The 22,373-nt window shown below is 69.4% G+C and carries 22 protein-coding genes, 5 tRNA genes and 2 pseudogenes; 9 read left to right on the plus strand and 20 right to left on the minus strand.

Annotation, left to right across the window (positions count from 1 at the left end; translation table 11 throughout):
• Positions 1 to 23 precede the first annotated feature (23 nt).
• The 7 genes from bla to ABN273_RS42130 all read right to left on the minus strand — a co-directional run bounded on the left by bla (position 24) and on the right by ABN273_RS42130 (position 8,034).
• Positions 24 to 953, minus strand: a complete 930-nt coding sequence (gene bla, locus ABN273_RS42100) for a class A beta-lactamase (RefSeq protein WP_349455040.1) — start codon at positions 951 to 953, stop codon at positions 24 to 26.
• A 277-nt stretch (positions 954 to 1,230) separates the two neighbouring features.
• Positions 1,231 to 2,604: an MFS transporter gene (locus ABN273_RS42105; RefSeq protein ID WP_349455042.1), complete on the minus strand. Its 1,374-nt coding sequence runs from the start codon at positions 2,602 to 2,604 to the stop codon at positions 1,231 to 1,233.
• A gap of 220 nt (positions 2,605 to 2,824) precedes the next feature.
• Positions 2,825 to 3,208, minus strand: coding sequence for a nuclear transport factor 2 family protein (locus ABN273_RS42110; RefSeq protein WP_349455043.1), 384 nt, complete (start codon positions 3,206 to 3,208; stop codon positions 2,825 to 2,827).
• Between the two features lie 13 nt (positions 3,209 to 3,221).
• Positions 3,222 to 4,403, minus strand: a complete 1,182-nt coding sequence (locus ABN273_RS42115; protein WP_349455045.1) for a serine hydrolase domain-containing protein — start codon at positions 4,401 to 4,403, stop codon at positions 3,222 to 3,224.
• A 39-nt stretch (positions 4,404 to 4,442) separates the two neighbouring features.
• Positions 4,443 to 5,663, minus strand: a complete 1,221-nt coding sequence (locus ABN273_RS42120; RefSeq protein WP_349455046.1) for a serine hydrolase domain-containing protein — start codon at positions 5,661 to 5,663, stop codon at positions 4,443 to 4,445.
• Positions 5,660 to 7,234 (minus strand): D-alanyl-D-alanine carboxypeptidase/D-alanyl-D-alanine endopeptidase, encoded by a 1,575-nt coding sequence (gene dacB / locus ABN273_RS42125; RefSeq protein WP_349455047.1) that lies wholly within the window; start codon positions 7,232 to 7,234, stop codon positions 5,660 to 5,662. Before dacB ends, ABN273_RS42120 begins: the two co-directional genes overlap by 4 nt.
• A gap of 362 nt (positions 7,235 to 7,596) precedes the next feature.
• Positions 7,597 to 8,034 (minus strand): MerR family transcriptional regulator, encoded by a 438-nt coding sequence (locus ABN273_RS42130; protein ID WP_349455048.1) that lies wholly within the window; start codon positions 8,032 to 8,034, stop codon positions 7,597 to 7,599.
• Between the two features lie 59 nt (positions 8,035 to 8,093).
• On the opposite strand from ABN273_RS42130, the gene ABN273_RS42135 reads away from it, so the two are divergent.
• From ABN273_RS42135 to ABN273_RS42145, 3 genes are all read left to right on the plus strand, one after another.
• Positions 8,094 to 9,038 carry an NAD(P)/FAD-dependent oxidoreductase gene (locus tag ABN273_RS42135; protein WP_349455050.1) on the plus strand — a complete coding sequence of 315 codons (945 nt, stop codon included), beginning with the start codon at positions 8,094 to 8,096 and terminating at the stop codon, positions 9,036 to 9,038.
• Between the two features lie 2 nt (positions 9,039 to 9,040).
• Complete coding sequence (locus tag ABN273_RS42140; RefSeq protein ID WP_349455051.1) at positions 9,041 to 10,468, plus strand: MFS transporter; 1,428 nt, start codon at positions 9,041 to 9,043, stop codon at positions 10,466 to 10,468.
• Between the two features lie 150 nt (positions 10,469 to 10,618).
• Positions 10,619 to 10,912: an MDR/zinc-dependent alcohol dehydrogenase-like family protein gene (locus ABN273_RS42145; RefSeq protein ID WP_349455053.1), complete on the plus strand. Its 294-nt coding sequence runs from the start codon at positions 10,619 to 10,621 to the stop codon at positions 10,910 to 10,912.
• A gap of 41 nt (positions 10,913 to 10,953) precedes the next feature.
• On the opposite strand, the gene ABN273_RS42150 is transcribed toward ABN273_RS42145, so the two are convergent.
• Entirely contained in the window at positions 10,954 to 11,433 is a 480-nt protein-coding gene (locus tag ABN273_RS42150; RefSeq protein WP_349455054.1) for a MarR family transcriptional regulator, read from the minus strand.
• A gap of 84 nt (positions 11,434 to 11,517) precedes the next feature.
• Between ABN273_RS42150 and ABN273_RS42155 the strand changes: the two genes are divergently transcribed.
• Entirely contained in the window at positions 11,518 to 12,717 is a 1,200-nt protein-coding gene (locus ABN273_RS42155) for an FAD-dependent monooxygenase (RefSeq protein WP_349455055.1), read from the plus strand.
• A 379-nt stretch (positions 12,718 to 13,096) separates the two neighbouring features.
• On the opposite strand, the gene ABN273_RS42160 is transcribed toward ABN273_RS42155, so the two are convergent.
• The 3 genes and pseudogenes from ABN273_RS42160 to ABN273_RS42170 all read right to left on the minus strand — a co-directional run.
• Positions 13,097 to 14,311, minus strand: coding sequence for an FAD-dependent oxidoreductase (locus ABN273_RS42160; protein ID WP_349455056.1), 1,215 nt, complete (start codon positions 14,309 to 14,311; stop codon positions 13,097 to 13,099).
• A gap of 6 nt (positions 14,312 to 14,317) precedes the next feature.
• The gene (locus tag ABN273_RS42165) at positions 14,318 to 14,869 is read right to left on the minus strand and encodes a TetR/AcrR family transcriptional regulator (RefSeq protein WP_349455057.1); all 552 of its coding nucleotides are present in this window, start codon (positions 14,867 to 14,869) and stop codon (positions 14,318 to 14,320) included.
• Between the two features lie 77 nt (positions 14,870 to 14,946).
• A pseudogene (locus tag ABN273_RS42170) lies at positions 14,947 to 15,355 on the minus strand (cytochrome P450); the annotation flags it as partial.
• A gap of 174 nt (positions 15,356 to 15,529) precedes the next feature.
• Between ABN273_RS42170 and ABN273_RS42175 the strand changes: the two are divergent.
• Entirely contained in the window at positions 15,530 to 16,126 is a 597-nt protein-coding gene (locus tag ABN273_RS42175; RefSeq protein ID WP_349455058.1) for a TetR family transcriptional regulator, read from the plus strand.
• Positions 16,127 to 16,136: 10 nt separating this feature from the next.
• On the opposite strand, the gene ABN273_RS42180 is transcribed toward ABN273_RS42175, so the two are convergent.
• Positions 16,137 to 16,358, minus strand: a complete 222-nt coding sequence (locus ABN273_RS42180; protein ID WP_349455059.1) for a hypothetical protein — start codon at positions 16,356 to 16,358, stop codon at positions 16,137 to 16,139.
• 87 nt (positions 16,359 to 16,445) lie between these two features.
• Positions 16,446 to 16,778, minus strand: a pseudogene (locus tag ABN273_RS42185) (STAS domain-containing protein); the annotation flags it as partial.
• A gap of 127 nt (positions 16,779 to 16,905) precedes the next feature.
• Here ABN273_RS42185 and ABN273_RS42190 point away from each other — a divergent pair.
• Positions 16,906 to 17,343 carry a helix-turn-helix domain-containing protein gene (locus ABN273_RS42190; protein WP_349455060.1) on the plus strand — a complete coding sequence of 146 codons (438 nt, stop codon included), beginning with the start codon at positions 16,906 to 16,908 and terminating at the stop codon, positions 17,341 to 17,343.
• Positions 17,344 to 17,352: 9 nt separating this feature from the next.
• Here the strand turns inward: ABN273_RS42190 and ABN273_RS42195 are convergent, their stop codons facing one another.
• From ABN273_RS42195 to ABN273_RS42220, 6 genes are all read right to left on the minus strand, one after another.
• Positions 17,353 to 18,177, minus strand: coding sequence for a nitroreductase/quinone reductase family protein (locus ABN273_RS42195; protein ID WP_349455061.1), 825 nt, complete (start codon positions 18,175 to 18,177; stop codon positions 17,353 to 17,355).
• Positions 18,178 to 18,406: 229 nt separating this feature from the next.
• Positions 18,407 to 18,477 (minus strand) — tRNA-Cys (locus ABN273_RS42200).
• A gap of 34 nt (positions 18,478 to 18,511) precedes the next feature.
• Positions 18,512 to 18,592, minus strand: a tRNA-Tyr gene (locus tag ABN273_RS42205).
• Positions 18,593 to 18,620: 28 nt separating this feature from the next.
• Positions 18,621 to 18,693 (minus strand) — tRNA-Glu (locus ABN273_RS42210).
• An 11-nt stretch (positions 18,694 to 18,704) separates the two neighbouring features.
• Positions 18,705 to 18,778 (minus strand) — tRNA-Leu (locus ABN273_RS42215).
• A gap of 9 nt (positions 18,779 to 18,787) precedes the next feature.
• A tRNA-Ala gene (locus ABN273_RS42220) sits at positions 18,788 to 18,858 on the minus strand.
• Between the two features lie 237 nt (positions 18,859 to 19,095).
• On the opposite strand from ABN273_RS42220, the gene ABN273_RS42225 reads away from it, so the two are divergent.
• The gene (locus ABN273_RS42225; RefSeq protein WP_349455062.1) at positions 19,096 to 19,848 is read left to right on the plus strand and encodes a MerR family transcriptional regulator; all 753 of its coding nucleotides are present in this window, start codon (positions 19,096 to 19,098) and stop codon (positions 19,846 to 19,848) included.
• Positions 19,849 to 19,855: 7 nt separating this feature from the next.
• Here ABN273_RS42225 and ABN273_RS42230 read toward each other — a convergent pair whose 3' ends face one another.
• Positions 19,856 to 20,737 carry a LysR family transcriptional regulator gene (locus tag ABN273_RS42230; RefSeq protein ID WP_349455064.1) on the minus strand — a complete coding sequence of 294 codons (882 nt, stop codon included), beginning with the start codon at positions 20,735 to 20,737 and terminating at the stop codon, positions 19,856 to 19,858.
• A 93-nt stretch (positions 20,738 to 20,830) separates the two neighbouring features.
• Here ABN273_RS42230 and ABN273_RS42235 point away from each other — a divergent pair, with 93 nt between their 5' ends.
• Together ABN273_RS42235 and ABN273_RS42240 are read left to right on the plus strand one after the other, a co-directional pair.
• A complete protein-coding gene (locus ABN273_RS42235) occupies positions 20,831 to 21,196 on the plus strand; it encodes a YybH family protein (protein ID WP_349455065.1) in 366 nt (121 codons plus the stop codon).
• A gap of 57 nt (positions 21,197 to 21,253) precedes the next feature.
• Positions 21,254 to 22,339 (plus strand): adenylyl-sulfate kinase, encoded by a 1,086-nt coding sequence (locus ABN273_RS42240; protein ID WP_349455067.1) that lies wholly within the window; start codon positions 21,254 to 21,256, stop codon positions 22,337 to 22,339.
• Positions 22,340 to 22,373: the final 34 nt, after the last annotated feature.

The following is a 22,373-nucleotide window of genomic DNA, read 5'->3' on the forward strand; positions in this document are numbered from 1 at the left end:
GCGGTTGCGAACCGGGAGGCCAGTCAGAGCCTGCCGAGGGCTTTGGCCAGCGCGGTCGCGGTGGAGGCGATCACCTTGTCGTCATGCGGGGTGTCGTCGGTGTTGCGGTTGGTGAACACCGACAGGATCATCGGCGCGTCAGACCCGGGCGACCAGACGATCGCCAGGTCGTTTGCGGTGCCGTAGTTGCTCGCGCCGCCGGTGCCGGTCTTGTCGCCGACCGTCCAGTCCTTGGGGAGTCCCGCCCGGATCCGGTTGGCGCCGGTGAGGCTGGCCTTCAGCCAGCCGACCAGCCGCGCCCGGTCGCGGTTGTGGAGGGTCTTACCGGTGGTGAGCTTGGCGAACGTCTGCGCGGCCGCCGCGGGGGTGGTGGTGTCGCGCTCTTCGCCAGGCTTCCACTCGGTCAGGCCGGGCTCCGGTCGGTCCAGGCGACTCGTCCGATCGCCGGTGGCGCGGAAGAACTCGGTCAGGCCGCGCGGCCCGCCGATCTGCTTCAGCAGCGTGTTGCCCGCGAAGCCGTCGGATTTGGTGATCCCGGCGCGGCACAGCTGTGCAGGTGTCATGCCGGTGTCGGTGTATTCGGTGGTCTCTGGGGAGTTCGTGGTCAGCCCGGCCATCTCTTCAGGCTTCCAGCGAACCACCTTGTCCATCAGCCCGGGGTCGCTGGTGCGTGCCTTGTGCAGTACTGCCGCGCAGGCGAACACCTTGAACATGGAGTTGAAAGGAAAGCGCTCGTCAGCCCGGTAGCCGACCGTTTTACCGGTTCCCAGGTCGATGCCCACCGCGCCGATACGCCCCTGGTAGGACTTCTCATGTTCCTGCAGCGTCTTGTTCAGGTCGGAGTCGGAGGGGGCGTTGGTCCCCGTCCGGACGGCGACGCTGGAGGCACTCGTCTCGCCCGTGAGGGCAACCGCCGCGTCGGCGGGGCCGCCCAGCAGCGCAGAAGCGGTCAATGTCGCGATCCCTAGCCGCGGGAGTACATGTGTCATGCCGAAGAGGAGATCAGAAGCTAGCCAGGGATGTCCAATATTGATATTGATCATTTCGTCATATCGATATGGATATCAGCAGGTGTCTCAAGCGCAGATGACGCCGATGAGTGTGCAGCGTGACCTGCCAAGACCCACAGGGCAGTCGGCTGCCTAAGGCGCCTGCCGGACTCGGGGAGACGTGGTGGCGCCGAAGTGCCATAAGTCCCGCTTTGGCGCAAGACATCGCGGGCCAGGAGGCTCAGCCACGGGCGGCCTCCTCCATGACCTTGCGCGCGTCGCGTTCGAACGACGTCCGGGCCCTGAGCGTGAGCAGCCCGCCCGCGATCATCGGGGGCACCAGGATGTACATCCCGGCGAGCAGTGACCCGAACCGGTCCGAGGCGATGCCGACGACCAGGGAGCCGAAGGCGCCGCCGCCCGTGGTGAGCAGCTGCAGGACGGCGAAGCCGAGCCCGCGCGAGGCGGCGGGGACCACGTCCGCCAGGCACGCCGTCAGGTTGGGCATCGCGATCGCCAGCAGCGAGCAGGCCAGCAGGACCAGCACGGCCATCGCGCCGATCGACTCCATCGACAGCGCCCCGGCCAGGACCAGCGAGCCGGCCGTGAGGCCGCTGCCACCGGCCAGCAGCCGGCCGCCCTTGCGCGTGCCGTGCCATTTGCGGCCCAGCCACGTGCCGACCAGGGTGCCGGTCAGCGTGCCCGCGACCGGGATCAACCCGGTCAGCGAGCCTGCTGTGCCCGTGCCGACGCCGAGGCTGCGCACCATGAACGTGGGCAGCCAGTAGAAGATCCCGGACAGGCCGAACGTGAGGAGACAGAGGCCGGCGCAGACGAAGACCAGGGTGGGGATGGCGAGAACCTGCCGCAACTGCCGCCAGAACGGCAACCGCACCACGGCCGCGGACCCCGGAGATACGGCGGAAGCATGCGTGGGAAAGACCAGGGCAGCGCGCGCCGCGGAGGCCGAGGGAACATCGCCTGCGGCCACCAGCCGGTCCAGCCGGCCGCGGGGCGGCTCGCGTAGCAGCCAGACGAGCAGGGCCGTGAGCACGCCGGGGACGACCATGACGAGGAACGCCGTACGCCACGAGAACGCCTCCGCCAGCACCCCGCCGAGCAGCGTCCCGACGCCCCCGAGGTGCGTGGTGACCCGCGTGAACCCGTACGCCTTCGCCCGGCTGACCGGCGGGTAGTAGTCGGCGAGGAGGCTGCCGGCGGCGGGGTTGTCGATGTTCTCGGCCGCGGCCAGGAGCACGCGCATCAGGTAGAACATCAGGAAGCCCGTGGCCAGGCCGGAGCCCAGCGTGGCGACCGCCCAGACGAGGACGACAACCGCGATGATCCGGGTACGGCTGAGCCGGTCCGCCAGATACCCGGCGGGCAGGGCCACGACTGCCGCGGCCAGCGCGGCCGCCGTCGGGATCGAGCCGGCAGCCGTGTCGCTGAAGCCCCATTCGCCCTGGATGGCCGGGAGCACGCCGGAGAGCAGGTTGTGCTCGATCCGGTCCACGAATCCGACGACGAACAGGACCGCCAGCGGCGCCCACCCGAACGGCGCGCGCGAGCCCACGTCGATGGCACCGGCGCGCGGCGAACCCAACGTCCCGACCATGCCCACCCTTCGGTTCGAAATTCTAGAACGTTGTTCTAGTATCTCAGAGTAGGGCGGTCGCCGGATTGCCAAATAAGGGGGCGCACGCTCACCACGCCTATTCCGTGCACTGGGTGGGGGCCAGCCTAACGGACACCCCGGTTCACACCGCCTCATGGCAAGGCACATGGCAGGGATGGCCGCTGCCGCCCTGCCATGTGCCTTGCTCGATGGACAGGGCTTACCAGCGCTCCACAAGGTGCTCGCGACCAGACGGCGGATCATACGGCTCCGGCCAGTAGTCGACGATCCGGCTGATCAGCCCCTGGTCGGAAATCTCGAACCACACGCACGCGTCCTGATGCTCGGCGCCGACCCGCGCGTCGATCCACGCCGCAGCATGGCGACCATCGGCGACGATGCGCCGCGTTTGAAGGTGCCAGTCACCGGGATACTCCATGTTGAACTGGAGGAAGGCCGACTTCCCGCGGATCCGTTCCCGGGTTTGCGGCATCTCGTACACCACATCCTCGGCGAGCAGGGCGCCGAAGCTCTCCCAGTCACGCCGCTCGGCGCTGTCGATGTAGGCATGTACGGCACCTCGGCTGCTGGCGGTCTCATCCATACGCCGGAGGTTATTAGGTCGCCGGGCAGAGCACGGCTTCGACGGCCTTGATCATTGCGAGGACGACAGCGCGGGTGTCGGCGGTGTTCAGCGTGACAGAGATGGCGAACTGGCGCCGGCCGTCGGCCGAGGCGAAGGTCAACGCGGTGAGACCGGGTGCCGAACCGCCGGGCATGGCGCCTTTCAGCGTCCCTCCGCACAAACCCGCGCCCTGTTGCCCGCCGCCATTAGCCTGCGGTTGGGTGAGGACCTGCTGCAGTGACGGCGGCAGCAGCTTGCCACGGGTGAAGGCTCGCTGGAAGGCGCTGACGTCACGTGTGGTGGAGACGACGCCTCCGGCTCCGTTGCCGTAACTGGCGTTGAACCGGTGCACGTCGCGCAGCATGCCGGTGGAGTCGGGGTAGTAGCCGTGCCCGTGCGGGCCTTTGATGCCCTGCGGAGGCTTGGTGAGCTGGTAGGTCCCGGTCATGCCCAGCGGGCGGAAGAGGCGCCGCTTGAGCTCGTCCGCCAGGGTGTGGCCGGTCAGCTTTTCGATGATCATGCCGATGAGGGTGTAGTTGGTGTTGGAGTAGCTGAACTTCTCGCCGGGCTCCCCGGTGCGCGGCCACCCGCGGGTCATCTTCACGATGTCGATCGGCCGGTAGTAGGTGGTGAAGTCGAAGACGTCGAACGCCGGCGTCGTTGAAGAACCCTTGCGGAACCAGTCGGGGATGCCGGACGTGTGCTGGATCAACTGCCGCACGGTGATCTCGTCGGCCCGCTCCACCAGACCGTCGGCGGCCACCTCGGGCAGCAGGTCGCCGAGCTTGTCCGCCAGGCCGAGCTTGCCTTCCTCGACCAGTTGGAGCAGCACGGTGGCCACCATCTGCTTGGACTGTGACCCGATGCGGAAGCGCGAGTCCGGCGGGATCTTGCCTCCCTTGCCGTCGAGCAGCCGCGATCCTGCGGATCCCTGGCCGGCCGGCTTGCCGTCCACGTATGCCCCGCCGATGGCGCCCACCACGCCGGGGGTCTTGGCCAGGGCTTCCATCGCCTGCTGGACGTCTCCGATGTCGGGCCTGTCAGTAGGAGGACTGGCCGGCGATTGAGCCGGGGCGGTACGAGCGGGGGTCGCCGCCGCGGGCGGGGTCGCGGCCAGCAGCAGGGTCGCCGCGGTCGCGGCGGTGATGGTGCGGACAACGGTCGCGTGATTCACGGAAAACAACTTTCTCGGAGTCGGACTCAGGCGAAGCGGTCAGGAAGCCGCGGCGGCCCTCGGCCGGGCGCTTCCGATGATGATCTGTCGTGCCGTCTCGACGATGGGTGCGATGGGGGTGTCGTAGTTGCTGAGGACCAGCGCCACCCAGTCGAGGCCGGGATAGGTGTCCAGGTAGTTGGCGGCGCCGGCGGCGCTGCCGGAGTGTCCGACGACGTGTCGGCCGCCCACGATGGCGTCGATGAAGCCGTAGCCGTAGAACAGGTGCTGTCGGGTGAGGCCCTGCTGCTCTGACGGAGGCATGATCATCTTTCCGGTGGTGATCAGTTCGGCGTAGGCGGGGCCGAGCAGGGCGCCGTTCCACAGGGCACGTGCGAAGGCGAGCAGGTCAGTGGCGGTGGAGTAGGCGCCGCGGTGCGGCCCGCCGACGAACGGGAAGAAGTCGCTGGTGGTGAAGTCGACACGGGAACCGGACGGCTGGGACGCATAGGGGCGTGCGATGGTCCGCTCGGCTGTCACCTGGGCCTTGGTGAAGAAGTCCGAGTGGGTCATCCCGGCCGGGGCGAAGACGTGCTCGCGGACGTAGTCGTAGTAGGACCGTCCCGACACCGTGGCCACGATCTCCCCGAGCAGGAAGAATCCGTCGTTGCTGTAGCGGTACTGGGTCCCTGGGGTGAACTGCAGCGGCAGAGCGCGGATGGCTTTCGCGGTGCCGTCCCACACCTTCTGGACCGTGTCCCATTCCGGTCTGGTCGGCGGTTGGGAGCCGACGGCCGGCCTGCCGACGCCGGAGGTGTGCGTCAGGAGCTGGTGAACGGTGACGGTCTGGCCGATCTCCGCCGGGAACCCCTGGAGGTAGGTGCCGAGCTTCTCGTGGAAGGCGATCTTGCCTTGCTGTGCGAGCTGGGCGACCGCCACCGCGGTGCAGGTCTTGGTCACCGACGCGATGTCGAAACGGGTGTCCAACCGGTTGGGAACCGAGGAGGCCTTGTTCGCCATGCCGTAGGCGCGCCGCAGCACCGGCCTGCCCTGATGGGCCACCAGCAGGACGCCGGAGAACAGGTCCTTGCCGGCCCGGTCCGCGACGAAACGGTCGAGCTTTCCGCCAGGCCGCAGATCGGCAGGAATCGAGCCGGAGGCCGAAGCCTCCGCCTGTGCGGGCTGACCGGCCGTGAGCAGCCCGGCCGCGATCGGAGCGGCGCCCAGCAGCCCGAGTACGGAACGCCGGGAGGTGCGCGAAGTGGACGTTTCGTGGGTCATGACAGGCTCGTCTCCTCGTAAACGGCTGTCGCGATCTCGCCCAGCGCCTGGCCCGCGGCATCGAGAAGATCGGCAGAGGTGGGATGCTGCTCCATGAATGCCGCGAACGCCGTCCTGGAGCCGTCGGGAAGATCGATGTACCCTGCCAGCGCCTTGGCGACCAGCGGCTCGCCCGTGTCGGGGGATGTCGTACCTGCTGTCCCAGTCTTGGCGTGGACATGACCCGCGGCGGGCGAGCCCTCCTCAACGTCGGCCAAGGTCCCGTCCCTGCCCATGATGGGCAGCGCCTGGTGGAATTCGCGGAAGTACCGCTGCCGCGCCATGTGGCGCAGGAACCCGATGAAGAAGTCCGGCGTGTATCTCACGTCGGCGGCGCCCGGCGGGTTCGGGTCCAGCCCCGCCTGCTGGAAGAGCCGGCTCTGGAGTTCTTCGCCCCGCTGCTTGGCGTTGCGCGCATCGCGTCCGGCGATCGCCCCGACCAGATAGGGGAAGTGGACGGTATGCACGTTCGAACTCACCTTGAGCATGACCTTCACCTCCTCCGACAACGGCAGCGAGACCTGCTCCGCAAGGAGGTTGCGCGGATTGTCATATGCCGCCGGCTGATCGCGGCCCGCAGCGGCGTCCACGCCGATCCCGGCGTCCCCGAGCGCGGTGGTGAAGGCGGTCTCAGCAAATCGTGTGGGGCCGGGCACGTGGTAGGCGATGAACTGCTCTTCACCCCCGAGGACGACGTCGCCGACGAGCCGCACCTGCCGCGTGCCGGCCGAGCTCGCGACGTCACCGGTGAACGTCAGCCGTCGTGCGTCCGCCGCCCTGTCCGCGGCGATGGTGGTCACCTCGTTGGCGATCTGTACGTATCCGGTGTCCGGCGACAACCTCACCAGCCCCGGCGCCCCGACCCGCGCCCCTGGCCGCACTGACACGTCCACGACGTTGTCGTTGACCATCATGGGCGACACCGCGGCCTTGATGCCGTCGCTGAAGATGTCCTCCAGCCCTTCACGGAACAGAGAGGCGTCGACCAGCACGCCGCCTTCGACGCGACGGATTCCCCGGGCTCTCACCTGGCGGGCAAGACCCCGAATTGTCCCCAGCGGGTCACCCGCGAGCGGCTTGGCGTTGTAAGTGTGGTCGGGATCCGGCAGGGAAAGCGTGCCGTCGCGCTGGACGCGGCCGCCCAGCAGCAGGTCCCCGCCCGCCACAAGAACCAGATCGCCCTTCAGAACGCCTCGCGCCACCGGCCCTGTGCGATACACCCTGGTACGGAAGCGATAGCCGCCACCCAGCGTCGAGAAGGCGGTACCGGCGGGGAAGATTTTGAACGACGACCCGGCGATGAACAGCTGATCCGTGTTCATCGAATAGAGGTCTTCGCCCGAATTCAGCGAAGAGACCTTCATGCCCCAGCGGGAGCCCTGGAACTCAGGCCTGCGGATGATTTCCTGGATTCTGGCGTCGATGGCGGGACTGCCTGTCCCGCCATGGCCGGGAACTTTGAACTGGTTGACACGGAAGCCGGACAGGCCGCCCATGCTCCCTAACGGAAGCGCCCCCAGCATGCCGAGCATCGCTCGCCTGGACCATGCCGGCGGCGATGATGATGATCGGTGTCGAGTCACGCCGACATGCAACACAGCGGCATGTTTCCTCACCGTTTCCGCCGCCTCGATACCCCTGAGATGACCGATCCGACAAAGAAGGCGCCCGCCGCCTGGTGTGGCGACGGTCAGTTGGCGGCGCGGGTGAGATCCTCTGCCCCGGGGACGCGAGAGAACGGCATGTCGCCCCGAGCGGGACGCCAGACAGCGGTGACACCCGCAGCGCCCAGCCGAGCCGCCGATCCGCCTCATCCATCGCCAGCAGGTCGGCGTGTACCGGCCACACCGCCGTTCCTGCTGGTCATGCAGAAGCATTGGAGGTTCGGCGCATGCTATGGCGATTTCACCACGCACCCGTCGTTGTGGAGGTTGTGGAGCCCGGCCGCGCTCTCCGCCATCCGCTGGTAGGCAGGGCACTGGGTGAAGTCGTCCGCGGTGCACTGCATGAGGTGCTCGATCAGCGCCTTGGAAGCCGATATCTCCTGTAGCCGGTGTTCCAGTTCCGCGTGGTGCCGCTGCAGGAGGGCCTGGCGTTCGGCCTGGCCGGCGACGGTGAGGATGTCGCGGATCTGCTCCAGGCTCATGCCCGCCGCTTTGGCGCGGATGATCGTCATGACGCGGATGACATGGTCTCGGGTGTAGCGGCGGCGGCCGTTGACTCTGTGGGCAGGGGTCAGCAAGCCCATGGCCTCCCAGTGGCGCAGGACATGCGGGGCGAGGTCGAACCGCTCCGCGAGTTCCCCGATCCGCATGGAATCGCTTGACTTCATGTTGACATTAACTTGCAGACTTGCCTTCACGTCAAGCGATCATCGCTAGGAGGCAAGAGATGTTCGACGTCGTCACCATCGGGGGAGGGCCGGCCGGCATGGCCGCCGCGCTGGCCCTGGGACGGGTTCACCGGACGGTGCTGCTGCTCGACGCCGGAGAGGGCCGCAACGCCGCCGCCGAGAACGTGCACAACTTCCTGACCCGGGACGGCACCCCACCGGCCGAGTTGCGCAAGCTCGGCCGCGAGGAACTGGCCGGATACCCGACGGTGCAGACCAGGACGGGGGCGGTCGCCGACGTCCGTGTGCTGGACGGGGACGGCTTCCAACTGGACCTGTCCGGAGGTGGGACGGTGGAGGCGCGGCGGCTGCTGCTGGCCACCGGGCTGGCCGACGAGCTTCCCGGCCCGCGCGGGGTGGAGGCGATGTGGGGCCGCTCCGCCTTCCACTGCCCCTACTGCCACGGCTACGAATGCACCGGCAAGCGGGTCGCGGTGCTCGGCACGGATCCGGCCCGAGTACGGCTGGCGCTGCAGTTGAGCCGCTTCGCCGCCGACGTCGCGCTGTGCACCGGCGGCCGGCCGTTCGACCCCGCGGCGCAGGCCACGCTGGTAACGCACGGTGTCGGCGTACGCTGTGAGACCGTCACCCGCCTGGAGGGCACGGACGGACAGCTGGAACAGATCGTGTTCGAAGACGGCCCATCCCTGGCCAGAGACGCGGTGTTCGTCGTCAACGTGCCACGCCAGCGCTCCGACCTCGCCGCCCGCCTTGGTTGCGCGACCTTCGCCGACGGATGTGTGGAGGTGAACGAGTTCGGCCAGACCAGTGTGCCCGGCGTGTACGCCGCCGGTGACATGGCCCGCCGGGCCAGCGTGCCGATGCCGATGGCCGCCGTCATCGCCGCGGCGGCGAGCGGCACCGTCGCCGCAGCGGTTGTCGACCAGGACCTGCTGAGCGCCGACTTCGACCTGCCCAACCCGTTCGCGCAGGCAAGGGGCTGATCGTGGTGTCCGCGGATCTCACGCAGACCGCCTCCGGCGTCCCGTCGAAGGGGGGCAGCAATGTGCCGCTGGCCACGGCCGGCCTGCTGCTCGGCATGCTGCTGTCGGTCCTGGACCAGACGGTGGTGGCCATCGCCCTGCCCGACATCGCCGCCGATCTGGGCGGCATGGACGCGATCGGCTGGATCATCACCGCGTACGTGCTGGCCTCCACCGCGACCGGCGCGCTCTACGGCCGCATCAGCGACCGGTTCGGGCGGCGCGCGGTCTTCGTCACCGCGGTCGCCGTGTTCGTCGCGGGTTCCGCGCTGTGCGGCCTGGCCCAGACGATGCCGCAACTGATCGCCGCCAGGACCGTGCAGGGCATCGGCGCGGGCGCGCTGTTCGTGCTGCCCACCATCGCGCTGTCGGAGCTGTACCCCCGGCATCTGCGCAGCAGGGTTCAGGGCTTCACCGGCGGCGTCTTCGCACTCGCCAGCGTGGGCGGTCCGCTCGCGGGTGGCGGGATCACCGACGCCTGGGGCTGGCGCTGGATCTTCTACATCAACCTGCCCCTCGGCCTGCTCAGCATGGCACTCGCCGCGTTCGCCGTGCGGTTGCCGAAGAGCGGCGGGGACGGCAAGGTCGACCTGGCGGGGGCAGCGTTGATCACAGGCGCCATCGTGGCTCTGCTGCTGGTGGCCGAATGGGGTGGCCGCACGTATGCGTGGAGCTCCGGCGTGATCCTCGCGCTGATCGGCGCCTTGGCTGTGCTGGCGGCCCTGTTCGTCTGGTGGGAACGCCGTGCGGCCAGTCCGCTGCTGCCCCTGCGGCTGTTCACCGACCCCACGCTGCGCGTCGTGCTTCCCGCCACTGCGCTGCTGGGCGCGCTGCTCGGCGGGTCGATCGTCTACCTGCCCACGTACCTGCAGGCCGCCTACGGCATGGGCGCCACTCAGGCCGGCCTGGCGCTCAATCCGTACGTCCTGACGTTCATGGCGGTCTCCTCCCTCGCCGGCGCCCGCATCGGCGCCAGCGGCCGGTTCAAGCCCTACCTGATCGCGGGCGCGGTGCTCGCGGTGCTGGGATTCACGCTGCTGAGCCGGCTAGAACCCGGCACCGCGTACGCCCTGCTCGCCGTGGAGATCGGCGTGCTGGGAGCCGGCTTCGGGCTGCTGATGCAGAACCTGGTGGTGGTTGCGCAGAACGCGGCCTCACCTGCGGATCTGGCCGCCACGACCTCCGCCACGGTGTCCATCCGCGGGCTGGGCCTCTCGCTCGGCGTGGCGGTCTTCGGCAACCTCCTCACCCGTGGGCTCCAGGACCGCGCCCCCAGCCCGGCGGCGACCGCCGCGGCCATCCCTGACGTGCTCTTCTGGGGCGTACCGGCCGCCGTCGTCCTGGTGGCGCTGATGGTCTTGCTGCCACAGCCGGTCAATCACCCGACGTAGGGCTGGACGGAGGCGGTGAAGGCGTCCCAACTCCTTCGCCTGCCGTTCCTTTCGTTGCCGGATCCGATGGGGTGGCGGACGGCCGAGGGGCGTCGCGTCTTCTTTGACGCTCCGGTGGCCCCTCACGGGTCTTGGGCGCAGCACGTCCTGGTGAGCGAGGCTGGCCTGCTGGATGTGGCCGCGGGGGTGGAGGATGTCACCGCGGCCGCGCTGGGCAACACCGGCCTGGCCGCGTGGTGCGCTCTGAGCTGGCGTGCGGGGCTCCAGCCCGGCGAGTCGGTGCTCGTGCTGGGGGCTTGCGGGGCGTTGGGGTCGGTGGCGGTGCAGGCGGCCAAGGCGCAGGGTGCTTCCTACGTCATCGCCGCCGACCGCGAAGGCTCGGCGCGCTCCAAGCCTCGATCGCGCGCTGCTTGGTGGCAGCGTCAGCACATCTACCTTGATTGAAGTACGCCCGTTCCCGCGCGGTTTGCGGGCTACTTTCCGAGCTACGTCGTCTCTGCGGTGAGCAGAGCGGTGGCCTCCTGCTGCATCGCGGCCGACCTGCGGAGGAAATCCAGGATCACTCCGAGCTGCTCGACGCTGTAGTCGGCGTACAGCTCGTTCAGGCCGCGGACGAAGTTCTCGAACAGCGGCGCCATCCGGGCCCCGAGATCGTGGTCGATCTCGACGAGGACCCGGCGCCGGTCGACGGTGTCGCGCACACGCCTGGCGAATCCCTTGCGTTCCAGCCGGTCGATCAGACCGCTGACCGACGCGGGTGCCAGGCCGGTCCTCTCCGCGATCTCCCCCGCAGTGCACGGACCGAGCCGTTCCAGCAGGTCGAGGGTCTTCTCCTCGGTCATGCTCAGCTCCATCCGCGCGCTGAGGGCGGTGTGGAACATGACCGCGGCGTTGCTCTGCTCGCGGCCCGCCGTGTGCAGCGCCGCGAGCAGATCGGCCCGCTTCGCCGCGTCTCCGCTTGCCATCGCAGCCACTCCTCTCATATATTTCGTTCGGCCGAACTAAATAAATTGTTCTCTGAGGCTAACACAGAAGGGAAGGCGGTCGACATGACCAAGGCATTGATCGTGGGCGGCGGCATCGCCGGGCCGACCATGGCCATGGCGCTGCAGCGGGCGGGAATCGACTCGGCCGTGTACGAGGCCTATGACCGGCCAGCCGACTACACCGGGATGTTTCTCAACACCGCCTCCAACGGCCTGGACGCGCTGCGCGCGATCGACGTCCACGTGGCGGAGGCGGCGGACGGCTTCCCGATGCCTCGGATGCGCATGTGGAGCGGCACCGGCAAGCCGCTCGGCGAGGTCGCCAACGGCGTCCGGCTCGCGGACGGCACGGTGAGCGTGTGCGTCAAGCGCGGCCTGCTGCAGAAGGTCCTGCGTGAGGAGGCGCTCGAGCGGGGCATCTCCGTTCAGTACGGCAAACGCCTGGAGTCCTACCAGGCCACCGGGCAGGGGGTGGTGGCCCGTTTCGCCGACGGCACCACGGCCACCGGCGACATCCTGATCGGCGCCGACGGCATCCACTCCCGCACCCGCCAGCTCATGAACCCCGAGGCGCCGAAGCCGAGCTTCACCGGCCTGGTCGGTGTCGGCGGCTACAGCCACATCGCCGGTCTCGCCCCGACCATCGGCACCCAGCACTTCGTCTTCGGCAAGCGCGCGTTCTTCGGCTACCTGGTCCGCGAGTCCGGCGAGATCTACTGGTTCGCCAACTTGCACCGTCCCGACGAACCCACCCGCGAAGAACTCGCCCAGATCTCACCGCAGGAGTGGAAGCGGCACCTGCTCGACCTGTTCGCCGACGACATGCCGCTCATCAACCAGATCATCGGCAACAGCATCGGCGAGATCGGCGCCCACCCGGTCCATGACATGCCGACCAGCCCGCTCTGGCACCGCGGCCCGGTCGTCCTCATCGGCGACGCCGTGCACGCGACCTCGCCCAGCGCGGGTCAGGGCGCCTCCATGGCAATCGAAGACGCCATCACCCTGGCCAAGTGCCTGCGCGACGCACCCGGCGCCACCGCCGCGTTCACCTCCTACGAGGAGCTCCGTCGCAACCGTGTGGAGAAGGTCGTCGCCTACTCGCGCAAGCTCAGCAACTCCAAGACGGCAGGCCCTGTCGCCCGAGTCTTCCGGGACATGATGATGCCCATCGCCTTGAAGGTCTTCGCCAGCGACAAGGCCCACGCCTGGATGTACACCCACCACATCGACTGGGACACCCCGATCAGCCAGGCCGCCTAGACGGCCTGCCTCCTGATCATGTCACTGGGTCGCGGAGCCAGATCCGGATCGACGCGGCATCGGGGGTGCCCTGGTGGATGCGCTCACGCTTGTCGAACCGAGTGGCGACGGCTCCCGCCGTATCCACTCCTCATCGGTCAGATCATGATGCCAGGTCGTGGAGGCCACGTCTTGACCCTGACACCGTGTCAGGCGATGATGCGGCGCTCGCGGCCGGGCTGCGCCGCCTGGCTCCGACGTACGAGCGGCTGAGGGCTGCACTGGACGCCCGCTAGGAGCGCCCACCAGGGCGGGCGCCCCTGCTCCCGGGGATGGTCTTGCTGCCGCGGGCGGTCGGCGCGCCGCCGGATGCCGCGCCCAGAACCTCGCGGGAGAACGGCTAGGCGAGCGGCTGGGTGATGTGTTCCGGGCGGGCGCCCAGCCCGATGAACCTGCCCATGGCATGACGCAGCGGTGGAAGCGCACGGAATGCGTCGAAGACCAGCGGCGCGTGGTCGGCGGTGTCGTCGATGAGGTCCTTGGGATAAAGCCCCCGAAGCACCCTCACCTGGAACGCCTGAGTCACCTTGGCCGGCCACTCCCTGCGTGCCTGAACTTTGGCGAGTTCGTTCTCGCTCACCTCGCCGCCGCGACGCAGAACCGGGGCGAGCAGGTTGGCGGTCGCCACTGCGTCCTGGACGGCGAGGTTGATGCCGACGCCGCCGGCGGGCGCCATGGCGTGCGCGGCATCGCCGATGAACAGCAGCCCAGGACGGTGCCAGCGGCTCAGCCGGTCGACCCGGACGGTGAGATCGTGCACCTTCTCCCAGTCGTCGATCAGGGTGACACGGTCGGCCAGGGCCGGTGCGGCCGCGCCGATCCGCTCATGGAACGCCGGCAGGCCCGCCTCGCGCAACTTCGGGTAGTCGCCCACCGGGATCGCGTAGGCGTGCTGGAAGTAGTCGCCCCGGTCGATCGAGATCAGCACGCCGCCCCGCCCGTTCTGGAAGAACGGCACCTGGTCGCCTTGCCGGCGGGGCAGGCGGAACCACAGCACGTCCATCGGCGGGGCGCTGCGTGCCGGCTCCAGCCCGGCCTGCTCCCGCGCGGTCGAGTGCCGTCCGTCGGCGGCGATCACCAGGTCGGCCCGCACCTCCAATGGTCCCTGCGTGGTGGTCGCCCGCACGCCCACCGTCCGGCCGCCCTCGGCGATCAGCTCGGTCATCCGGGCGTCGCGCATCAGCCGGAATCCCGCGTACCCAGCGGCCTTGTTCGCCAGGAAGTCCAGGAAGTCCCACTGTGGCATGAACGCGATGTAGGGGCAGCGCGCAGGCAGCCGCCGGAAGTCGGCGAAGGTGATCTGACGGCCGCCGATGCTGACGGTCACCTCGCGCATCTTGGCGTGCGGCAGCTGCAGGAACTCCTCGATCCAGCCGAGCTCGGCGATGAGCTCCAGCGTGGAGGGATGGACGGTGTCCCCCCTGAAGTCCCTGAGGAAGTCGGCGTGCTTCTCCAGCACGATGACCTCGCAACCCTGCCGGGCCAGCAGTAGCCCGGCCATCATGCCGGCGGGCCCGCCGCCGACGACGCAGCACCTGGTTCTCTCGACACGCACGATGTCTCACCCTTTCCGAGGGAAGATCAGCTCAACCAGGCTCCCGATGTCGACCGGGGTGCCGACTCCGCGGTTGACGGCCACCGTGGCGAACAGCACGCGTGCCGCGGTCTGCGTGTCATGCGGGGGCAGCTCGCCGGCGGCAACCTGCTCCGCCAGGAATCCGCCGATCAGCCGCTGCCCCTCGCTCACCAGCTCTGCCAGCGCCGCGCGGGCGTGGACGGCGCTGAAGAACACTGCCACCAGGTCGGCGTTGTCGGCCAGCAAAGCGTCGAACGCGGCCAGCAGGTCGGCCAGCGTCTGGCGAGCCGGCCGCCCACCGTGGTCGGCGGTCAGCAGCTCGCGCAGCCGCGGCAGGAAGCCCCGCTCTCTGAGCAGCGCTTCCACCAGCGCGTCCTTGCTGTCGAAGTACCGGTACAGCAGGCCGGGCGTCACGCCTGCCGCCTCGGCGAGATCCTTGATCGACGCCCCGTCCACGCCCTTGTGGGCGAAGACCCCCAGGGCCGCGTCGAGCAACTGCTCACGCCGCCACTCCGCCTGCTCTTTCCTTGTCCGCACGGGAGCCCATTCGTTGAGTAAACGTTTATTCAACGAACCTACCACTGCCGCGATCATCGAGGCAAGGAAAGCGATGCTCACCAGGCGACCGGCAGCCGCCACACCCCGTAGACAATCGAGCTCTCGCACATCGGGATCTCCTCCGCCGGAACCGCCAGGCGCAGGGTGGGAAAGCGCTCGAACAGCGCGCGGTAGGCGATGCGCATCTCGATGCGGGCGAGTTGTGTTGCCCCAGGCACTGGTGGACCCCGTGCCCGAAGGCCAGGTGCTGCCGGGCGTTCCCGCGCTCGAGCCGCAAGGTGGCGGGGTCGGCGAACCGCTCCGGGTCGCGGTTGATCGCGGCAGTCCCATGACCGCGGTCTCGCCCTTGCGGATGAGCCTGCCGCCCACCTCGACGTCCTCCAGAGCGGCGCGGTCGGGCGCGCCCCGGTGAACGATGGTGAGGTAGCGCAGCAGTTCCTCGACCGCGGCGTCGGTCAGCGCGGGGCCGGGCAGCACGGAGTGCCGCAGCTCCGGCCGGACGCTGAAGCGGGAATCGGACAGGATCGCGCGGGCTAGGCCGTAGCCGGTCACGAGCCAGCCGACATGGCCGTCGGGGAAAGCCAGGCGGGCCAGCGTCTGAGACAGAACTCTCTTATGAGAGTATACCATCATTTTTGAGTGCGGCAGAATGAGCACATGGGCAACGGCGGGCTACGCGAGCGCAAGAAGGCCAGGACCAGGGAGACGATCCTGCGTGAAGCGTTCAGGCTCTTCCGCGAGCGGGGCTACAACGCCACCACCACCGAGCAGATCGCCGAAGCTGCCGAGGTTTCCCCCGCCACCTTCTTCCGCTATTTCCCGACGAAGGAGCATCTGGTCACGCTCGATCAGTTTCCGCCCCTCATCGAGGGGATCGCGGCTCAGCCGCCGGGCGCGCCGGTCACCGTCCTGCGGGGCGCGTTCCGTACGGCGTTCGCCTCCTTGACCGCTGAGGAGATCGCGGCCGGGCACGCGCGGGAGGTGTTCGCGACGACCGTTCCCGAGCTGGTGGCGGCCAACCTGCGCAAGGCCTCCGGCGTCCTGGAGGAGATCGGCGCGCTGCTGGCGGACAAGACGGGGTGCAGGCCAGACGACCCTCGACTGCGGAACGTCATGGGGGCGGTCTTCGGGGTCGTGGCCCTGGTCTGGCTGGAGTGGGCGCGGGACTCCGAGATGGACGGGCCCGCCGAGCTCGACAAGGCACTGGAGCACTTGGAGTCGGGGCTGGGCGCGTGAGCGCCGTCCGTCAACGCCAGACGACGGTGTCGAGGAAGGCTTCCACGGCCGTCGTCACCTGGCCAAGGACCCAGGGCAGGCGCTCATCCAACGGCCGGCCCGGCGGCGGCGTCCACGAGATCAGCTCGAGGTGCGCTCCCCGGCGAGCGGCGGTTTCGCCCACATAGGCGAGCAGCCCGGCCAGTGGTCCGTAGCTGCCGCCAGGGATGATGACGGCGTGTCGCCCGGACATGGGTCAGGTCAGGCCGTGCGCCCGGCACCATTCTTCGACGCTTCCCGCCCTTGCCTCGGCCGCCTGCCGCCAGCCGGGATCTGCCGCGATCGCCTCGGAGACCGAAGCGCGGGGAGGCAGCACGGTGACGAGCCCCGTGATCCGGAAGATGCGCAGGATGCGCTCCGCGTCGGTGACGAGGGTGAGCGTGCCGCCGTGGGTGCGCTGCCGCTTGAGGCCGCCCACCAGGACTCCCAGGCCGGTCGAGTCGAGGAAGTCGACTCCGCTCATGTCGGTGACGACGTGGCGGATGCCCTTGCCCGCCAGGTCCACCAGCCGCTCGCGAAGCTGGGGAGCGGTATCCACATCGACCTCGCCCGCGACCTTCAGCACGGCGCAGTCGCCGATCGGGCCGATCACTTCTAACTGAAACTCTCGCATGTGGCGACACCCGCTTGTCATCCGTGACAGTGACAGGTAAATCTGTAGCGGTACAGTAGCTCGCCGAGGAGCCGCTGTCAATGCGGGCATATCCACGTCATTGCCTACGATGACACCAGGGGGACGGATGCGGGTTGAAGAGGCCATCGGCCGGCAGATCGCGCGGCTGCGCGCGGAGCGGCGGCTGTCGCTCACCGAGCTGGGCGAGGCCCTGGGGCGCTACCTCGACAGGCCCTGGAGCCGGCAGGCCGTTCACCAGGCCGAACGTGGCCAGCGCTCCTTCACGGCCGCCGAGCTGACCGGCCTCGCCCTGGCGCTGGACACGTCCATCCCGGCACTGTTCCGGGTGGAGGAGGGCGGGGTCGAGCTGCCCGGCGGGGCCGTCACTCCAGAGGATTACAGGGGCGTCCTGCTCAACAGGGAGCGCGAGTCGCCCATCGACGGCGTCGAGGAGGTGATCCTCGCGTTGCACGACATCGAGGCCGTGCTCTCCCGACCCGCGCTCGCCAAGCTGGCGAGGATCGGGAGAGCGGCCGAGCAGGTGGCCGGCCCCGGGCAGCCGTAAGGGCTCAGCTCAGCCCTGGTTCAGGAGGGGTACGAGGTACTCCTCCTCGTAGTCCAGGTGGGCCTCGACCTCCTTGGTGAGCCGGTTGACCTCGGTCAAGAGCGTGCCGGGGGCCAGGTCGTCGGCGGCGAGGAGGGTCTGGAGCTGTTCGAGCAGCCGCTGGACGACCTCGTGCTCGGCGCGCAGCCGCTCCATCACCTGGGCGAGCTCCGGATAGCGGTCCTCCATCGCCGGGAACACGAACCCGTCCTCGCGTGAGTGGTGCTCGTGCAGGTTGTGGCACATGGTCAGGCAGTTGACGCGCAGCTGCGCAACCAGGTGCGGGCCCGACGCGGCGACCTCGGCGCGGATGCGGGCCAGCTCCCTGCGGAAGGCGTCGTGCACCGTCTTGAGCGCGTCACCCACACGGCCGGCGGGCGGCCCCTCGAAGATCGGGATGAGCGCGACCACGGGCAGGGTCCTGCCGGAGGTGTCCTGATAGCGGCCCCAGCCGGGGTCGGCCTCGACGGCGCGGGCAAACATGCGCTCGCGTTCGTCGCCCTCCAGCACGACCGCCTTCGCCTGGTAGGTGAAGACGCCGTCCTCCACGTTGACCTGCGGGTTGGCGACCAGGTTGTGGTACCAGGCCGGGTGCCGGGGTGAGCCGCCGGCCGAGGCGATGATCAGGATGCGCTCGCCGTCGGGCAGGTAACCGAGCGGCGTCGTGTGGGGCGCGCCCGTCTTCGCTCCGACGGTCGTCAGCAGGAGCAGCCTGGCTCCTTCGAACGGGCCGCCGACCTGACCGCGGTTGGCCCGGAATTCCTCAATGATCTGCTGGTTGAAGTCAATGGGCATGCGTGTGCCAGCTCCAAGGCGGGATGGATGTCGATGACGTGGAAAACCCCGCGCAGGCAATGCGCGGCGGCCCGGGTGCGCTCAGGCACGTCCGGCGATGTAAGAAGCCACGGTGTCATCCCCCTTGATACGGCGCCTCCATGCCGCCGCCGTCCTCCCGGCCGGCGTCACGCGACGCGACGGCCATTACACGCGAATCCCGGGAAAGATGTCAACCCGGACATCGAAGAGACGCAGGCGAGAGTCGAACTCGCTCGGACAGGATTTGCAATCCTGCCTCCGCAACCGGCGAACTGCGCCAAGCCGCCCCGGCCCCCGTCGGTCGAGGCGGAAGTGCGCGAGGACGGAGTCGAACCGCCACAGCCGAAGCGTCCGGTTTACAGCCGGGTGGGCTCCCCAAGTGCCCAGCTCGCGCATTGTCTGGCCAGAGAATGGACAGTTCGTACCCCGTACCGGACTCGAACCGGCGATTTCCCGGTTGAAAGCCGGGCGTCCTGACCGCTAGACCAACGGGGCCTTGAATTTCGTACGTCCGGCGGGATTCGAACCCGCACCGTCCGGCTCCTGAGGCCGGTGCCTCTCCCATTTGGGCTACGGACGCGCGCTGACGTGGACCGACAGGATCTCGAAACCTGAACTCCTGCTTGCAAGGCAGGTGTGATGCCTTTTCACCATCAGCCCGCAGGAAAAGACCGAAGAAAAAAGGCCGCCCGGTGTGCACCCGGCGGCCTCTGGACGGTCCTTCGTGAGGGTTATCCAGAAGCCCTGCCGGCCAGCGCGAGCGCGCCGCGGCACGCCGTGCACCGGCAATAGACGCGTTCAGCTGCGAATCGCATGGCGGGCCTTTCCTTTCGTTCTTCCGATGTGCACGACAGTAACCGGTGCGGCTCGGCGAATGCCAATGATTTATTCTGAAGCATGCGGATCGGAGAGCTCGCCGCGCTGCTCGGGGTGTCCACCCGTACTGTGCGCTATTACCACCAGCAAGGCATCCTGCCGGAGCCGCCGCGCCTGACCAACGGCTACCGCGAGTACGGCATGCGCGACGCGGTCGCCCTGGCCCGCGTCCGCCGCCTGGTGGAGCTCGGGCTGAGCCTGGAGGAGGCGCGCGAGGTGATCGCGGACGACCGCTCCAGGGAGCTGCCCGAGATCCTCGCCGAGATCGACGCGGATCTGGCCAGGCAGGAGCACGAGATCCGGGTACGCCGCGCCCGCCTGGCCGAGGTGCTCGAGCGAGCCGAGAACGGAACGCTGGGCCCCGACGACACGGCCTCGCCCGACCTGATGGCGTTCCTGCGCACGGTGGACCTGCCCGCCTCGAAGGCGGCGGCCTGGGACCGTGACCTGCTGGTGCTGATGGACAGCATGGCGACCGACACCGGCCGGGAACGGGCGTTCGCGATGTTCGGCTCGATGGCCGCCGACCCGGAGGTGACGGCGCGCGGGCACGAGTTCTACCGGCGGCTCGACGCGCTCGCCGACGCCTCGCCGGACGATCCGAGGGTGGCGCCGCTGGCCGCGATGCTCGCCGACTACAGCCGGGAGCACCTGCTGGTGCACGCGGGCCCGCCCGATTGGGAGCCGGCGGTGATGGAGCCGTTCCTCGACGGGCTCGCTCCCGCACAGGCCGAGGTCGTACGGCAGGCGATGCGCCTCATCGCCAGCCGATGACGACTCGTCAACGGGCGGAGAAGGCCCGGCGCGCGTGCACGAGGAGCTCCCGTACGGCAGGGCGCTGCCCGGCCCGCCACACCAGCGCGAGCAGGGCGGGTATTTCCACGTCGGCGATGGTGCGGGCGGTGAGCCGGTCGCGGTAGCGGGCGGCCATCGAGTCGCTGAGGATGCCGACGGCGACGCCGCGGGCGGCGAGGTCGGCGATGGCGTCGGCGGCGCTGGCCTGCAGGGCGATCACGGGCTGCCGGCCCTGCGCGGCGCACGCCTGGTCGAAGACGGCGCGCAGCCCGGTGCCGGGCGGCATGCACACGATCGGGTACGCGCTCAGGTCGCGCAGCGTGACCTGGGGGAGTGCGGCCAGGGGATGGCCGGGCGGGACGGTCACCACGAGGCGCTCGCTGACGATCGTGAGCGCCTGCAGCCCCTCGGGAGCGGCGGTGGCCGTGCCGACGAGCGCCAGGTCAAGATTGCCGGCGCGGACCCCTTCGACGAGGCGGTCGGAGTTGTCCTCCAGGAGAACGACCTGCACGCCGGGATGTGCCCGGTGGAAGGCGGCGAGCGCGTCGAACAGCGGCGTGATCGTGCACCCGATCACCATCCCGAGGGTGAGCCGCCCCCGGATCAGGTCGGTCACCTCGCCCACGGCCTCGCCGACCGCCCCCGCGGCCGCCAGCGCGGCCCTGGCGTGCTCGAGTGCCGCCTTGCCCGCGACCGTCAGCGTGGCGGTGCGCCCCGACCGGTCGAACAGCTCGGCCCCCAGCTCGCGCTCGAGCTGGCGAATCTGGGCGCTGACGCCGGACTGGCTGATGTGCACCCGCTCGGCGGCCCGCGTGAAGTTCTGCTCCTCGGCGACCGCGACGAAATACTCCAGCTGCCTCAGTTCCATGACTGCTAATTCTAGTTTCCATAAGAACCATCTGTTGGACTTCTGGCCAGGGCGGCGGCAGGCTGGACGCAGTGAACGCCTGAGGAGGAATCCATGCCGGAACATGAGAAGGCCATGCGGCCCGAGGACATCACGCGCCTGTTCGTCGAGCGGTCCAACGCCGGTGACGCGGCCGGGGTGGCCGCGCTGTACGAGGCGGACGCGGTGCTGGCCTACCCGCCCGGCAGCCAGACGGTGGGCCGGGAGGCGATCCGGGAGCTGTGGGAGAAGGTGCTGGCCGGGCGACCGCACTTCGAGCCGGAGGAGCCGCTGCCGACGCTGGTCTTCGGAGACATCGCGCTCACCTCGACGCCGCCCAAGGACGGCACCGGCGCGCGGGCGCAGGTCGTACGGCGCCAGCCGGACGGCAGCTGGCTGCGCATCATCGACCAGCCCGAGTTCGTCCCGCCGGCCGGCTGACCGTCCTGCCGGAAATAGGATCGCCGATTCGGGGTGGGGGTCGCTAAGGTCACGCGGGTGAGCGATGATCGCCTGCCCTTGTTGTGGCTCTGCGGGCCGTCGGGTGTCGGCAAGTCGTCGGTCGGCTGGGAGGTGTTCGCGCAGCTCAGCCGGAGCGGCGTCAGGACGGCGTTCGTGGACGGCGACCAGATCGCCATGCTCCACCCGCTCCCGGACGGCGGCACCCATCGCGTCCGGGCCCGCAACCTCGCCGCGATGTGGCCCAACTTCCGCCGGGAGGGCGCGCAGTGCGTGGTGCTGGCGGGCTTCGTCTTCACCGCCGAAGAGGTGCGCCAGTACACCGACCTGCTCACGGACGCCGCGCTGACACTCTGCCGGCTCCGGGTCGACCTGCCCGAGCTCAAGGAGCGCTTCCTCGGCCGCGGCTGGATGCCGGAGCTGGTGGAGCAGGCCGTGGCGGACGCCGAGGCGCTGGACCGCACGGACTTCGCCGACCTGTGCGTGGACACTGACGGGCTCTCCATACCCGAGGTGGCCAGGACGGTCATCGAACGGGCCGGGGGATGGCCGGCCGCCGTGCCTTCGGTGCCCGTGCTGTGGTTCTCCGGCGCGGCCGCGGCCGGCAAGTCCACGGTCGCGTACGAGGTCTTCAGACGGCTGCTCCGCGACGGCGTACCGGCGGCCTATGTCGATCTGAAGCAGATCGGCATGCTGGGGCCGGGCCCGGACGGCCGTGAGCAGCACCGGCTCAAGGCACGCAATCTGGCCGCCCTGTGGGCCGGATACCGCGCCGACGGCGTCCGGTGCCTGATCGTCTCGGGTGACGCCGACCGCGACGACACAGTCCGGGGCTATGCCGAACTGCTGCCAGGAGCCGCGCTGACGGTCTGCCACCTGCACGCGGGAGCGGGCACGCTGGCCGAGCGGGTCGAGCTGCGCGGGCGGGGAGGCGGGCCGGCGATACCGGGGGACGAGCTGAAGGGCCTGGATGCGGGCGCGCTGCGGCGGGTCGCCGAGCAGGCGGCGCGCGAGGCCGAGGCGCTGGACCGCGCCGGCGCGGGGGACCTGCGCATCGACACCGACGGCCGGTCTCCTGGAGAGCTGGCCGACGAGATCCTCGCCGCCTGGCCCCACCGTCCTTAGCCGCAACCCCCGGACGCGGCTTCTCGTATGGTCG

The sequence above is a fragment of the Nonomuraea sp. B19D2 genome, assembly GCF_040137845.1.
In the GTDB taxonomy this organism is placed as follows: domain Bacteria; phylum Actinomycetota; class Actinomycetes; order Streptosporangiales; family Streptosporangiaceae; genus Nonomuraea.